This is a genomic window from Porphyromonas sp., assembly GCF_030529325.1.
GTDB lineage: Bacteria > Bacteroidota > Bacteroidia > Bacteroidales > Porphyromonadaceae > Porphyromonas_A.
This window is the reverse complement of the sequence record NZ_JAUMXC010000001.1, coordinates 30713-44937: the sequence shown is the minus strand read 5'-3', so window position 1 is coordinate 44937 and position 14225 is coordinate 30713. Positions and strand designations below refer to the sequence as shown.

The following is a 14225-nucleotide window of genomic DNA, read 5'->3' as shown; positions in this document are numbered from 1 at the left end:
ACATAGGTTGTACTAAACTTATGTTGATATTAGTGATAGTGTAGGGGTGTTATCCCTTTAATTGTTGTATCTTTGACAATTAGTATGGATGAATTATTATCATATTAGAAAATAGGATTTAGAAAGAATTATGAAACACGGTTACGTCAAGGTGGCGGCAGCTGTCCCTTTTGTAAGGGTTGCAGACTGCTTTTACAATATAGAGCGTATCGAGGCAATGATCAGACAGGCTCAGGAGAAAAATGTCGAAATGCTTTCGTTTCCGGAGCTTTGTATCACAGGCTATACCTGTGGAGATCTCTTCATGCAACCTTATCTCTTGCATCAGGCAGAGATGGCCCTCTGTGAATTGGCAGAGAAAACTAAGGATACAGATGTCCTTGTCTTTGTTGGTATGCCTATTCGTGCTGAGGAGAGACTTTACAATGCTGCAATTGCACTCCAGGGTGGAAAGATCTTGGGTGCGATACCTAAGACCTACTTGCCGAATTATAGAGAGTTTCAGGAAAAAAGATGGTTTTCCTCTGCTGTTGAACTTACCTTTTCTCGTATCCGCATAGGCGATTACGAAGTACCTATCGGCCATAACCTCCTCTTCAAGTATAAGGATGTCGGGGTCGGAGTAGAGATATGCGAGGATATGTGGACTGCTGTTACTCCGGGTACTCGCCTTTCTCTCTATGGTGCACACATCATCTTCAATTTGTCGGCAAGTAATGAAAATGCCGGGAAGCATGACTACCTCCGATCTCTCGTATCGAGCCTTTCGTCTCAGGGTATCATGGGATATGTGTACTCTTCTTGTGGTTATGGGGAGAGCTCTACCGATCTTGTTTATACAGGGAAGGCCTTTATCGCCGAAAATGGTGTGATCCTCTCTGAGATGCCGCGTTTTGTATATGAAGAGCGCCTCATCATCAATGATATAGATGTCTCTCGTATCCGTACGGAGAGACTTATCAATAGTTCGTTCAAGTCTGCGGCTTCAATGTACGCAACGGAGGATATGTCTATCATCCCATTTTCGCTCAAGGAAGAGGATGGAGACTATGATATGACACGTCCGATCGACAGAAATCCATTCATGCCATCGTCTACAAATTGGGATGAACGATGCCAGGAAATGTGGGACATACAGGTAGCTGCACTTACTCAGCGTATGGCATTTCTTAATGCTAAAAAGATTGTCATCGGTATTAGTGGAGGTCTGGACTCCACCCTTGCTTTGCTTGTTGCCGTTAGGACATTTGATCTTCTCGGGCTTGATCGAAAGGGGATAATCGGGATCTCTATGCCGGGACTTGGTACGAGCAGCCGAACCCATAGTAACGCAAAAGAGATGCTCAAACTCTTTGGGGTAACATCGAGAGAAATATCCATTGCAGAAGCTGCAGTTAATCATCTCAAAGCCATCGGACATGACGGAGAGACTCAAGACTTGACATATGAGAATGCTCAAGCGAGGGAGCGAACACAAGTCCTGATGGATGTAGCCGGTATGGAGGGTACATTTGTTCTCGGTACGGGAGATCTTTCAGAGCTGGCTTTGGGCTGGTGTACTTTCAACGGAGATCATATGTCCATGTACAGTATCAATGCTTCGTTACCCAAGAGCGTGATCAAGGTCATGGTGGACTACATTGCTCGCGAAGGGGGCTATGGCGAGGAGTTGAAGATGGTACTTATGGATGTCGTGGCTACTCCTATCAGTCCTGAATTGACGACTACAAACACGGGTGAGATAACACAGTACACTGAAAAGGTTGTCGGCCCTTATGAAGTTCACGACTTCTTCATCTACCACTTCTTGTACAATGCATTTTCACCAAAGAAGATATTCTTCATGGCTCAGAAGGCCTTTAAGGGTGTGTATACCAGGGAGCAGTTGAAGAATTGGATGTTGATTTTTGCTAAAAGGTTTTTTGCTCAGCAGTACAAGAGAAACAGCATGCCGGATGGCCCAAAGGTGGGCGTAGTGACCCTTTCGCCTCGTGGCCCTTGGCGCATGGGTAGCGATACTTCGTCGGCTATGTGGATAGAGACCATTGAAAAGTTTTAACCGAATATACTATATACAGTAATAAATGATTGCATTAAACGATTTAGGAATACAGTTTGGCAGTAGAGTACTCTTTCAAGATGTGAATCTGAAGTTTGTACAGGGAAACTGCTATGGCATCATCGGTGCAAATGGTGCAGGGAAGTCTACTCTTCTGAGGGCTATCAGCGGTGAACTCGATCCTACCCGTGGTTCTATCTCCATGGGGCCGGGTGAGCGTCTCTCAGTCCTCAGTCAGGATCACTTTGCTTTTGAGGATCAGACGGTGATGAATACTGTCCTTACAGGTCATACGGTTTTGTGGGATATCATGCAGGAAAAGGATGCGTTGTATGCCAAGCCTGATTTCTCTGATGAGGATGGGATACGTGCAGCCGAGCTCGAGGAAAAGTTCGCTGAAATGGAGGGTTGGAATGCGGAGAGTGATGCTGCAATCCTGCTAAGTGGGCTTGGTATCAAGGAAGATCTCCACTACTCCCTTATGAATGAACTCAGTGGTAAGCAAAAGGTGCGTGTGCTCCTCGCCCGTGCTCTTTATGGCAAGCCTGATAACCTTCTCCTCGATGAGCCGACCAATGACCTTGACCTTGAGACGGTACAGTGGTTGGAAAATTATCTTTCCAATTTTGAGAACACGGTACTTGTTGTGAGTCACGACCGTCACTTCCTTGATACAGTATGTACGCATACGGTGGATATAGACTTTGGTAAAATTCAACTTTTTGCGGGGAACTATAGCTTCTGGTATGAGAGTAGCCAGCTGGCTCTGCGTCAGCAACAACAACAAAATAAAAAGGCTGAGGAAAAGCGTAAGGAACTTGAGGAGTTTATCCGTCGTTTCAGTGCTAATGTCGCTAAAAGTAAGCAGACAACCAGTCGTAAGAAGATGCTTGAGAAGCTCAATATCGATGAGATCAAGCCTTCCTCAAGACGTTATCCGGGTATCATCTTCAGTCCTGAGAGAGAGGTTGGCAACAAGATCCTTGAAGTTAAGGGTTTGACTGCAAAGCTGGGGGACGAGTATCTCTTCAAAGATGTGAACTTTAATGTCGAGAAAGGAGATAAGATTGTCTTTCTCAGTCGTGATCCAAGGGCTATGACGGCATTCTTTGAAATCATCAATGGTGCACAAGCTCCTGTGACAGGTACTTTCGAATGGGGCCAAACTGTCACTTCTGCATATCTTCCTCTTGATAACAGTGCGTACTTCAACACAGACATGAATCTCATCGAGTGGATATCTCAGTTTGCTCAGGATACCAACGAGGTGTACCTTAAGGGTTATTTGGGGCGTATGCTCTTCTCGGGAGAGGATATCCTCAAGAAGGCTTCGGTCCTTTCAGGGGGAGAGAAGATGAGATGTATGATCTCTCGTATGATGCTCAAGGATGCGAATGTACTTGTGCTTGATACTCCTACCAATCACCTTGACCTTGAGAGTATTCAAGCGTTCAACAATACACTCAAGTCTTACCCTGGCAACATACTTTTTGCCAGCCATGACCATGAGTTTATACAGACCGTAGCCAATCGTATTATTGAGTTCGGCCCACACGGTACCATTGACCGTATCATGGACTATGATGATTATATTACCGATCCTCTTGTTGCAGAGATGAAGGTAAAGATCTACGGAGAATAGAAAAACGAGAATAGATAGTAATTTGTAATAATACAACCTGGTATGCTTAATGTAGGAATAGTCGGAAGCGAAGGGTATGCAGTGGGTGAACTTTTTAGCCTGCTTATCAATCACCCTGACGTGATCCTCCGCCGTGTGTACGCTCCCAATAGAGCAGGCACTATGGTAAATGATGTCCATCCCGGACTATTTGGCGAACGCCGTATGAAGTTTTCGGATGAAGCGGTGTTCGATGACTTGGATATACTTTTTATCTGTCTCCAGACCGGTGCTTCGAGAGCATTTCTGCATACTCATAAACTACCGGAGCACCTCAAGGTCATAGATTTTTCCCTCGAGCATCGTTTACCGACAGAGGGTATTGATGGAGGGTTTGTGTATGGGCTTCCGGAGGCGTACAGACGTCGTATTTGTGGGGCGCAGAGAGTCGCTGTACCCGGATGTTTTGCGAGTTCGATTGCTATCGGTCTTATCCCATTGGCGAAGCATCTTCTTCTCAACAAGGAGATACACATTCACTCCGTCGCAGGCAAGACCGAAGCCGCTGCTCGTCCGAGAGAAGGAGCTCCGTTGTCTTACAACATGCTTTTTGATGACTTCTCGATCTATCGTCCCTTTGAGCATCCGCAGATAGACGAGGTACGCAACACGCTGAACGATATTCAGAAAAGCTTTCAGCAACCTCTCAACTTTATCCCTATGCGTGGTAATTATGCGAGAGGTATCTACACTTCGATATATACCGAGTGTAGTGTAGATATTCAAACTGTCAAGGATATGTATAGCGAGTACTATGACGACCACTCTTTTATCCATATAGTGGATAAGTATCCTGATGTAAGAGACATCGCAAATACCAATAATTGCTTGCTGCATCTCTCCAAGCATGACGGCAAGTTGCTGATAGTCTCCACTCTTGACAATTTATTGAAGGGAGCAGCCGGCACAGCCATCCACATCATGAACTTGATGGCAGGCCTTGTCGAGACCACAGGGTTGAGAGTGAAGTCATCCTCTTTTTAATAATACATTATGAACAGCAACGGAAAAGAAGGTTTATCTTCTCTCTCGTTGCTGTTTTTGTTTTTACTGAACAACAATCGGCTGACATGAAAGTCAAGGTAAACGATACTATAGTAAGGGTCCACTCCGGAGCAAAAGTTATGGATGCTTTGCGGGCTTACATGTTTGAGACCGGGAAAGATTTCCCTTTGTCTGCTTTGACAGTTTATGACAAATGGGGAAATGAAATCGATCTTGACGGCAGTATTCAAGAACAAACGGAATTAGTAGTTACTACTGATACAAATGAATGTCCAATCTAAAAACAAAAAACGATGAAACACATCAAGGCCTTAGTCATGCTATCTGCTCTTGCCTTATCATTGAGCAGTTGTGGCATATTGGGGAGGAAGGCCCCCGTTCAGAGAGCCGTTGACAAGCACATAACCATTCTCGCTGTCAATGATATGCACGCAGCGATAGACAATTTTCCTCGCTTAGGTTATATTGTAGACAGTCTCCGAGTTGCCTATCCCGGACTTTTGGTTGTTTCCGGAGGAGACAACCAAACCGGCAACCCTGTTAATGATCAATATCCCGAAAAAGGACTTCCGATGATAGAGCTCATGAATGCTTTGAAGTTTGATGTGTCGGCTGTGGGAAATCATGAGTTTGATACCAAGCACGAGGGGTTTGCCAAGCTGACACACAAGGCTCAATTTCCCTTCCTCTGTGCCAATCTTACTATTCCCGCAGGGTCAGACTTCAAGATCAGGCCGTATCATATCTTTACCTTGACCGATGGCACTAAGGTTGCCGTTGCTTCCATATTGGATATCAATAGTGGAGGTATCCCGGATTCACATCCTGACAATGTCACCGGGTTTACGTTTCACGATCCTATCAAGACAGCCAAGAGTTATACACATCTCAAAGACAGTGCCGATGTCTTTATTTATCTGAATCACTTCGGTTTTGAGAATGATGTCGAGCTCGCCAACCAACTTCCGACCGGGGTTACTCCTTTGATTATCGGAGGTCACTCCCATACCAAGGTCGATACCGACCAGATTCACAATGGTGTCATGATTACACAGGCGGCAAGCAAACTCAAATTTGCCACGCTCATTCAGCTTACCGTGAAGCCTGATGGAAGTGTGGATCGGGAGATGAAGCTCATCTCGGTTGGTAAAGAAGGTAATGTCCGAGAAGACCTCAGAGAGATGGTACGTAAGTACAATGATGCTCCTGCTCTTAAAGAAGTCATTGCCAGGTCTCAAGATGAGTTTACGTCTTACGAACAGCTTGGTTATCTCATGGTAGACGCTCTTCGTGCCGGCGTAGGTACGCAGATTGCTCTCATCAATCCCGGTGGCGTTCGCATAGACAAGTTGTCTAAAGGAGATGTCACTCTGATGGATGTCTATTCGCTCGATCCCTTTGGCAATGAAGCCATAGTGTTCAATCTCACAGGGCAAGAGATTCTCAACCTCCACTACGCTGCATTTGAGCGAGATGAGAGATTACCTATTTATCCTTCGGGGATGACGTCTCACTATTATCTCAATGAAGACGGCAGTCTCAAGGAGGTTAAGCTGTTTCTTCCGGATGGTACACCGATGAATCTTGCTGCGACCTATACTGTGTCTGTAAACAGCTATATCTCTGCTGCATATAAGTATGATCATAAGGATGCGGGAGTCAATAAGTTTGTCACTACAGCAGACAATATGATAGAGTATCTCAAGTCTATCAAGACGATCCCAAGTTACAGAGCTGAAAAGCGTGTGACTGTCTTCCGTCCATAAAGTCATTCTGTAACGATTAACGACAGAGGGTGTCCGATATACTCAATATCGGACGCCCTTTGTTGTAGTGCCGCTTCTGGTTTAGCCCACTGATAATCGGTTAGGAAAAGGATGTAGATCCCTCAAAATTCATGTGTCTAACTTGATGAATGAAGTTGTCTAACTTGCGACATCAAGTTAGACAACCTTTTTTTGAGTCTCCGAATGGCTTTTTTCTCGCTTTCCGGACCTGCCTTGGGGGACTGAACTCTGACCGAAAAGACTTATCTTTGTGTCAAAATAACACACCCAAACTATATGCCTCTGCAATACTCTTTTATCATACCATTGTACAATAGACCTGATGAGATCAGAGAGCTATTGGAGTCGATTTCTCGATTGACAGGAGGTTTTGACTTTGAAGTTATTGTTGTCGAGGATGGTTCAAAAGTTCCCTCGAAGGATATTGTGGAAGGCTTTGCAGATCGCTTGGATGTGAAGTATATCTATCAAGATAATACCGGTCCCGGTGGAGCGCGCAATAGAGGTGCTCATGAGGCTCTAGGGCAGACACTTATCATCCTTGATTCGGATACTGTATTACCGGAAGATTACCTTGTTGCTGTGGATCGGTGTCGTGTGCAGCGACCGGCCTCTCTGTGGGGTGGACCTGATCGGGCGAGCGAAGACTTCACTGTCGTTCAGCGTGCCATAGATTACAGCATGACTTCATTCTTTACCACAGGTGGGATCAGGGGTGGAAAGAAGAGGCTCGATAAGTTTTATCCCCGCAGTTTCAATATGGGGGTGGATCGAGAGGTCTTTTTGAGTGTGGGTGGTTTCAGAGCCATGCGCTTCGGTGAGGATTTGGATCTGAGTATGAGGATCATCGAAGCCGGACACCACTCCGAGTGCTACGAAGAAGCTTGGTTGTATCATAAACGCAGAGTATCATACGTGCAATTTTTCCGTCAGGTATACAACAGCGGTATTGCCCGTATCACACTCAATAAACTTCATCCGGGTACTCTCAAACTTGTGCACTGGTTACCCGCATTATTTGTCATCGGACACGTGGCATTGTTCCTTTTGGCCGTTTTTCACACTCCTTACTGGCTCATGTTCCCACTTGTTTATGCTCTGCTGATATGTTGTGATCTCTTTATACGTACCGGATGGATGGACTTGGCAGTCCATGGGATCATTGCATCTTATGTGCAGCTTTTTGGTTACGGATTGGGTTTTCTACACTCGTTCCGTAAGCAAGTGCTGATGAAGCAGGGAAATTTCACCAAATTTGAAAATAACTTTTACGACTGATAAAACAGATCTACCATAATGAATACGCTCGAACAAGCTCCTAAAAAGTGGTGGCAACACCCGATCTCACGCACCATAGCCATCATTGTTGTTTTTGCTCTGATTGCTTTGGCATACTTTTATCCTGCTGCCTTTGAGGGAAGAAAACTCTTTCAGATGGATGGTGCCGGATCTGCCGGTGTAGCTCGTGATGTTGTCGAAGTGAGACAAGAGACGGGACACTCTCCACTTTGGACGGGCAATGTCTTTGGGGGAATGCCGATGTATCAGATCTCTCCCACCTATCCATCTTCCGGGGTGTTAAACAATGTCCAAAAGGTCTATCAACTCAAAGCCCCATTTGATCTCCTCCCCGGAGATACTTATCTGGTATTTTTGATGCTCATAGGTTTTTATATCTTGATGAGGTCATGCAGGGTGAGGCCTTTACTTTCGGTACCGGGAGCTGTTATGTGGGCTTTTTCGTCGTATTTCCTTATTCTGATCGACGCGGGTCATATATGGAAGCTCCTTACTCTTTCCTATATCCCACCGACAATTGCCGGATTGGTTTTGGCATTTCACCGGAGGAAATACTTCCTCGGTTTTTCGGTGACCGCCCTTTTTACGGCCCTTCAGATCTACTCTAATCATATACAGATGAGCTACTACTTTGCCATCCTCATGCTGGGGATGGTCATAGCATGGGCGATTGAGGCGTATAGGCAAAAGGACTGGAAGCATTTTGGTAAATCACTCGGGAGCATCGTGCTGGCCGGACTCGTAGGTGTATCTGTCAATGTCACCAATCTCTACCATACGTACAAGTACTCAAAGGAAACGATGAGGGGCGGAAGCGAGTTGGTTACGGACTCGGGAGCACAAAAGACATCTTCGACCGGGTTGGACAAGGAGTACATCACTCAGTGGAGTTATGGTATAGATGAGATGCTTACTTTCCTTATTCCTGATGCCAAGGGTGGATTCAGTTCGCATATCGGGATGACAGAACCGGCGCTGGACGAAGTTCAACATCCTCAGTCACGACAGTTTGTCGCGCAGCAAAACAGGTATTGGGGAGATCAGCCCTTCACGGCCGGCCCTGTATATGTGGGCGCCTTTGTTTTGGCTTTGGCTTTCTTTGGCTTTTTTGCAAGCAAGGGGCCTATGAAGTGGGCGTTGGGTATAGTTACGGTGCTGACTGTCATGCTCTCGTGGGGGCATAATATGATGTGGTTGTCTGACCTTTTCATTGACCATGTCCCTCTATACAATAAGTTCCGTACGGTCTCCTCTATCCTTGTTGTCGCAGAGATGACTATACCTCTCTTTGCGGTATGGGGATTGTACATGATCGGTAAGGATCCGAAGATACTGAAGGAAAAGAAGTTGGCAACCTATGCATCCGTCGCATTGACCGGAGGGGTTGCACTCCTCATGCTGTTGATGCCGTCGCTGAGCGGAGGCTTTCTCAGTGATATGGAGAGATCCGCGTTTGCGAGTTACACCGCACAGCAGCCCGAGTTTCAGGTGCTTGTAAATGATTTAGAGAGCGTGAGACAAGCTATTTTCAGAGCTGACGCCGTGAGGAGCCTTGTTATTCTCTTCATCGGGATGGGTGTGATCGCGCTGCTTTATTTTAAGAGAGTAAATACTCAGATCGCCTTCCTACTTATCACTGCACTTACCCTCATCGACCTTTGGAGTGTTGATAAGCGTTACCTCAATGATAGTAAGTATCTTGAGTCTCAGGAGGTCAGTCGCCGTGCCCATACTCGTACGCCTATCGATGACGAGATATTAAAAGATAAAAGCCCCCACAGGGTGATGAATCTCACTGTGAGCACCTTCAATGACGGGACGACCTCTTATCTGCACCGCTCTGTGGGTGGATACCATCCTGCCAAGCTCCAACGCTATCAGGATGTAATAGAGGCATATCTGTCCAAAAATAACGTAAATGTGCTTCGGGCATTGAACACTAAGTACTACATAGCCCCTGACTCTACTCGTACAAAAGCTATCCTTATCACTGACGATGAAGTTTATGGGGCAGCTTGGTTTGTCCGACAGGTGCATAAAGTCAAGGATGCCAAAGAAGAGTTCGCGGCTATCGGACAGCTCCCCCTTGATCAGGTGGCTGTGATTGCCCCTCCTTTTACAGACAAAGTCAAAGGGTTTAATCAGGCAGTAGATAGTCTTGCCACTGTGACACAGACCTCTTATGTGCCTGACCGCATTACCTATAAAGTTTCGAGTCAGGCAGAAGATAATCTGGTTGTATTTTCTGAGATCTACTACCCTGATGGGTGGTATGCTACGATAGATGGTAAGGAGGCCGAGATCCTGCGAGCAGACTATATCCTGAGGGCTCTACGCATCCCAAAAGGGGAGCATGAGGTTGTTTTTGAATTCAGGCCTAAGAGTATAAAGAGGACAGAGATGGTGGCGTACATCGGTACGGCTATTCTTTGCCTATCTTTTGTGGGGTTGGTTGTGTTGTATTTCATAAGGCGAAAACGAAAATGATCACGACTGAAGAAATAAGAGAGTTTGCCCTCTCCCTTCCTCATGTGACCGAGGAGACGCCTTTTGGTCCTGACAATCTCGTCTACAAGGTTGGAGGACGTATGTTTTTGCTGCTTTCTTTGGATGAACCTTATCCTTTTTTCAATGTCAAGTGCGACCCTGAGAGAGCGATCGATCTGCGTGTGAGATATGAAGCTGTCACTCCGGGATACCACATGCATAAAGCGCACTGGAACTCCATCCGTGGTGACAAAGACCTGGATAAAAAAGGGGTGATACAGGAGATTAAGTTGTCTTATGATCTTGTTTTTGATAAACTCCCTAAAAAGGTGAAAGCCGAACTTCAACAAAATGTCTGACGTTCAATGGGATTACAACCTGATACAGTTGGACGAAACAGCATCGACCAACAGCTACCTTAAATCTCTTCTTTCGGCTCATCCCGACCTGCCGACCTGGACGGTCGTGTCTACCCATAATCAGTCTCAGGGCAGGGGACAGAGGGGGAATAGTTGGGAGAGTGAGCCTTATCAAAACATCACTTTGACGATATTGCTTCGCCCCGATAAATATGACGGTTTTGAACCTTTTGACCTGAATGTTTTTGTCTCTTTGTCTCTCTGTTTTTTGCTTCAGGAGATAATTCCATCTTCGCTCATCAAGATCAAGTGGCCCAATGATATCTACGTGGGAGACAAGAAGATCGCGGGCATCCTTATCGAAAATGAGTGGATGAGTGGGGGAATATCGGCTTCCCTCATCGGTATCGGACTGAATGTCAATCAAACTTTGTTTGTTTCCGATGCCCCCAATCCTACATCCATAGCTTTGGAGACGCAACAGCCCCTTCAACTGGCGCAGATACAAGATCGCTTACTATCTCTCTTGCAACAGGTATATAAAAAACTCCCCGACGAAATTTTGACATTGCGCCATATGTACCATGAGTACCTTTATAGACACGATGGATATCCTCATAGATATAGAGCTTCTAATGGATCGGAGTTTGATGCTGTGCTTATCTCAGTTACACCTTCAGGGTTATTGTGCCTGAAAGAAGAGGGAAAGAGTGAAGTCTCAAGGTATGCGTTTAAGGAAGTCTCTTTTGTCCTTTGATATCTCCACGGGCTGTCTGAGATCGTTGATAATGACCGGCTCTCGTAGTTTTTTTGTACCTTAGTACCCACAATGGCCTATGAAAAAGCGGGCTGAGTAATAGTTAAATTAAAAAACGCTCATTTTATTTAAAATGAGATTATTAGACATAAGAATAGATAAGTATGAAAAACTTTATTTTCTCCAATCCTACAAAACTCCTTTTTGGTAAAGACTCTATAACTCGTATCACAACCGTACTTCCACAAGATGCAGTTGTCCTTCTCACTTATGGTGGGGGCAGTATTAAGAAAAATGGTATTTATGATCAAGTGTTGGAGCAACTCAAGGACTTTAAGGTCGTGACATTCGGTGGTATCGAAGCAAACCCTGATGTGGCAACCCTTGAGAAAGCTATCGCTTTGGGTAGAGAGGAAAAAGTCAACTTCATACTCGCCGTAGGTGGCGGCTCAGTCATCGATGGAAGCAAGCTCATAGCTGCCGGAATACATACACCGACTCCTGCATGGGAAATCGTCAAGACTGCCAAGTACACAAGCTGTCTTCCTCTTGGTGTTGTCCTTACAGTACCTGCAACGGGATCGGAGATGAACTCATGTGCAGTCATTTCCAACAGAGAGACAAAGGAGAAGTTTGCTTTTTACAGTGAATTTCCGGTTTTTTCAATCCTTGATCCTACCTATGCTTACACCCTCTCCAAGCACCAAATTGCTTGTGGTATAGCAGATGCTTTCATGCATACTTGCGAGCAATACCTCACATATCCTAATCAGAGTGGAGTGATGGACCGAATGTCTGAGGGTATTCTCCTCAATATCATCGATATTGCGAATAATCAAGAGAAACTTTACGAACAAGATTATGATCTTTTCTGTGAGTACATGCTTTCGGCTACGATTGCTCTCAATGGATTCTTGGCTATGGGTACGGCTCAGGACTGGCTTGCACACATGATAGGTCACGAGATCACCGCTCTCACAGACGTGACTCATGGAGCTTCTTTGGCAATGGTATATCCTTCTGTACTTCGCATAATGAGACCTCATAAGGAAGCAAAGATAGTACAGTACGCCAAGAGAGTATGGGGTATAGAGGGCACCGATACTGATGAGATCGTGAATAAGGCTATTGCAAAGACTGAGGGCTTCTTCCGTTCTCTTGGTCTTGCTGCGAATATGGCTGAAGCGGGCATAGATCGTAGCGTGGCAGATGAGATTGTCCGTCGTATGGAGGAGAGGGGGTATCGTTATGGCGAAGGCCGTATTGCTTCGTTCAATGAGGCAAAGCTCATCCTCGAAGACTCCTTGGCACAGAAATAAACGATTAACAATTTACACAGAACATGATGAGAAGACTGAGTATATATCCGATTCTGTTCAACTTGATGATGGTGATGCTTTTTGCATCGGTGTCATCCGGTTGTAAGTTTGAATCAGGCGAAAAGGGTATTTCCCTTGGAGTCGAGACTATCGATGCCATCCCTGTGAATGGAGGAACATACAAGGTCCTCGTCAAGTCAAGTGATGTGTGGACAGCTACACCATCGGACTCTTGGTTCAGAACAGAGAAGAGTGACAAAGGACTGACACGTACGCTTGTCACAATTGTTGTTGAACCCAATATTTCTACCGAGAAAAGGTCAGGACAGTTGGTATTTAAGATCGATGGGGGAAACTCTAAGGCTATTACTCTCAATCAGGTTGCAGGAGATCTTGATCTTGAGAAGATAGATTACAAACTACCCGTCATTTTTCACATCCTTTATACTGATAACACGAAGCAGGAGGATAAACCATCCGGAGAGTATTTGGCAACTCTCATGGAGAAAGTAAATAAATACTATCGTCCTGTCGGAGATCCGAGATTTGGGGAACTTGAAGATGTCGATAAACTGAAATATCCTCGAGATAAAAATGATACCAATCGTCCTGATATGGGGCTTGAGTTTGTCATGGCGCAAAGCGATCCTTCCGGCAAACCTCTTCCAATACCCGGTATCAATAGAGTCAAGGTGAGTGATACTGAAATCAATTATTTAGATGTCCTTAGGGATAAAAAGGATGGGAAATATCACGCTTTGGCTTGGGATCGTAGTAAGTACATCAATATCTTCGTCTTCAGGTTCAAGAAAGAGGCTCAGACAGATCCCAATACGCCTGCAGGAGAGGTACATGGGGCAACTTTCTTGCCGGCTCTTGTGAAGGGTAAAAATCTTCCGGGATTCAAGGATTTCAGCCCTAAACTGCTTGAGGATCGTAATCATGTGATAGTAATCAACACGGTTGCTTTTCACAAGGAAGAGAACACCGAGCGTGAACTCTATAATCCTGCAGCAACATTGTCCCATGAATTGGGCCACTATTTGGGCCTTTATCATGTCTTTGCAGAGAACGAAGATCATGATCGTCTTGCGGATAAGTGTGTTGATTCGGACTATTGTGAGGATACACCTTCTTATGACAGGAAGATATATGAGGCAAAGAGGCTACAGTATGGCAATCGAGATCGATTGACCCAGCTCCAACTGGACGAACTCCTCCAGCGTACAAGCTGTGAGCAAAGACGCTTCTACTCAACAAATATTATGGATTACGAAATTTCTCATCAAGATATCTTTTCTGTTGATCAAAGAAAGCGTATCCGTATGGCTTTGTATTATAGCCCTCTTGTGCCGGGCGTGAAGTTTTTCAGCAAGGAAGAATTGAGGGTCGATAGTGATCATGTCGAGTATCCTCCGCTTGTAGTATGCGGTGGACACCATAATCATTGACACAGGTGTGTGATAAACAAT

11 protein-coding genes are annotated in these 14225 nt (G+C 45.3%); all 11 read left to right on the top strand.

The genetic code is table 11. The features are described from left to right. Positions 1 to 130 precede the first annotated feature (130 nt). The 11 genes from Q4A14_RS00190 (at position 131) to Q4A14_RS00140 (ending at position 14204) form a co-directional block, all read left to right on the top strand. A complete protein-coding gene (locus Q4A14_RS00190; RefSeq protein ID WP_303169046.1) occupies positions 131 to 2059 on the top strand; it encodes an NAD(+) synthase in 1929 nt (642 codons plus the stop codon). 25 nt (positions 2060 to 2084) lie between these two features. Then, entirely contained in the window at positions 2085 to 3701 is a 1617-nt protein-coding gene (locus Q4A14_RS00185) for an ABC-F family ATP-binding cassette domain-containing protein (protein ID WP_303169044.1), read from the top strand. Positions 3702 to 3743: 42 nt separating this feature from the next. Beyond that, positions 3744 to 4724, top strand: a complete 981-nt coding sequence (locus Q4A14_RS00180) for a hypothetical protein (RefSeq protein WP_303169042.1) — start codon at positions 3744 to 3746, stop codon at positions 4722 to 4724. Positions 4725 to 4810: 86 nt separating this feature from the next. Beyond that, positions 4811 to 5026 carry a hypothetical protein gene (locus tag Q4A14_RS00175; RefSeq protein ID WP_303169040.1) on the top strand — a complete coding sequence of 72 codons (216 nt, stop codon included), beginning with the start codon at positions 4811 to 4813 and terminating at the stop codon, positions 5024 to 5026. 12 nt (positions 5027 to 5038) lie between these two features. Then, a complete protein-coding gene (locus tag Q4A14_RS00170) occupies positions 5039 to 6511 on the top strand; it encodes a bifunctional UDP-sugar hydrolase/5'-nucleotidase (RefSeq protein ID WP_303169038.1) in 1473 nt (490 codons plus the stop codon). Between the two features lie 303 nt (positions 6512 to 6814). Then, on the top strand, positions 6815 to 7810 hold the full coding sequence (locus Q4A14_RS00165) for a glycosyltransferase family 2 protein (RefSeq protein ID WP_303169141.1): 996 nt from the start codon (positions 6815 to 6817) through the stop codon (positions 7808 to 7810). A gap of 18 nt (positions 7811 to 7828) precedes the next feature. Further along, complete coding sequence (locus tag Q4A14_RS00160; protein ID WP_303169036.1) at positions 7829 to 10318, top strand: YfhO family protein; 2490 nt, start codon at positions 7829 to 7831, stop codon at positions 10316 to 10318. After that, positions 10315 to 10677, top strand: coding sequence for an MmcQ/YjbR family DNA-binding protein (locus tag Q4A14_RS00155; RefSeq protein WP_303169034.1), 363 nt, complete (start codon positions 10315 to 10317; stop codon positions 10675 to 10677). Before Q4A14_RS00160 ends, Q4A14_RS00155 begins: the two co-directional genes overlap by 4 nt. Then, positions 10670 to 11434, top strand: coding sequence for a biotin--[acetyl-CoA-carboxylase] ligase (locus Q4A14_RS00150; RefSeq protein ID WP_303169032.1), 765 nt, complete (start codon positions 10670 to 10672; stop codon positions 11432 to 11434). Before Q4A14_RS00155 ends, Q4A14_RS00150 begins: the two co-directional genes overlap by 8 nt. Positions 11435 to 11598: 164 nt before the next feature. Then, positions 11599 to 12753 (top strand): iron-containing alcohol dehydrogenase, encoded by a 1155-nt coding sequence (locus Q4A14_RS00145; protein ID WP_303169030.1) that lies wholly within the window; start codon positions 11599 to 11601, stop codon positions 12751 to 12753. A gap of 23 nt (positions 12754 to 12776) precedes the next feature. Further along, positions 12777 to 14204: a zinc-dependent metalloproteinase lipoprotein gene (locus Q4A14_RS00140; protein WP_303169029.1), complete on the top strand. Its 1428-nt coding sequence runs from the start codon at positions 12777 to 12779 to the stop codon at positions 14202 to 14204. The last annotated feature ends 21 nt before the right edge of the window (positions 14205 to 14225 follow it).

Coding starts and splice junctions, on each gene's coding strand:
- Q4A14_RS00160 (WP_303169036.1), top strand. CDS start 7,829: ATGAATACGCTCGAACAAGCTCCTAAAAAGTGGTGGCAACACCCGATC.
- Q4A14_RS00155 (WP_303169034.1), top strand. CDS start 10,315: ATGATCACGACTGAAGAAATAAGAGAGTTTGCCCTCTCCCTTCCTCAT.
- Q4A14_RS00185 (WP_303169044.1), top strand. CDS start 2,085: ATGATTGCATTAAACGATTTAGGAATACAGTTTGGCAGTAGAGTACTC.
- Q4A14_RS00170 (WP_303169038.1), top strand. CDS start 5,039: ATGAAACACATCAAGGCCTTAGTCATGCTATCTGCTCTTGCCTTATCA.
- Q4A14_RS00175 (WP_303169040.1), top strand. CDS start 4,811: ATGAAAGTCAAGGTAAACGATACTATAGTAAGGGTCCACTCCGGAGCA.
- Q4A14_RS00145 (WP_303169030.1), top strand. CDS start 11,599: ATGAAAAACTTTATTTTCTCCAATCCTACAAAACTCCTTTTTGGTAAA.
- Q4A14_RS00180 (WP_303169042.1), top strand. CDS start 3,744: ATGCTTAATGTAGGAATAGTCGGAAGCGAAGGGTATGCAGTGGGTGAA.
- Q4A14_RS00150 (WP_303169032.1), top strand. CDS start 10,670: ATGTCTGACGTTCAATGGGATTACAACCTGATACAGTTGGACGAAACA.
- Q4A14_RS00140 (WP_303169029.1), top strand. CDS start 12,777: ATGATGAGAAGACTGAGTATATATCCGATTCTGTTCAACTTGATGATG.
- Q4A14_RS00190 (WP_303169046.1), top strand. CDS start 131: ATGAAACACGGTTACGTCAAGGTGGCGGCAGCTGTCCCTTTTGTAAGG.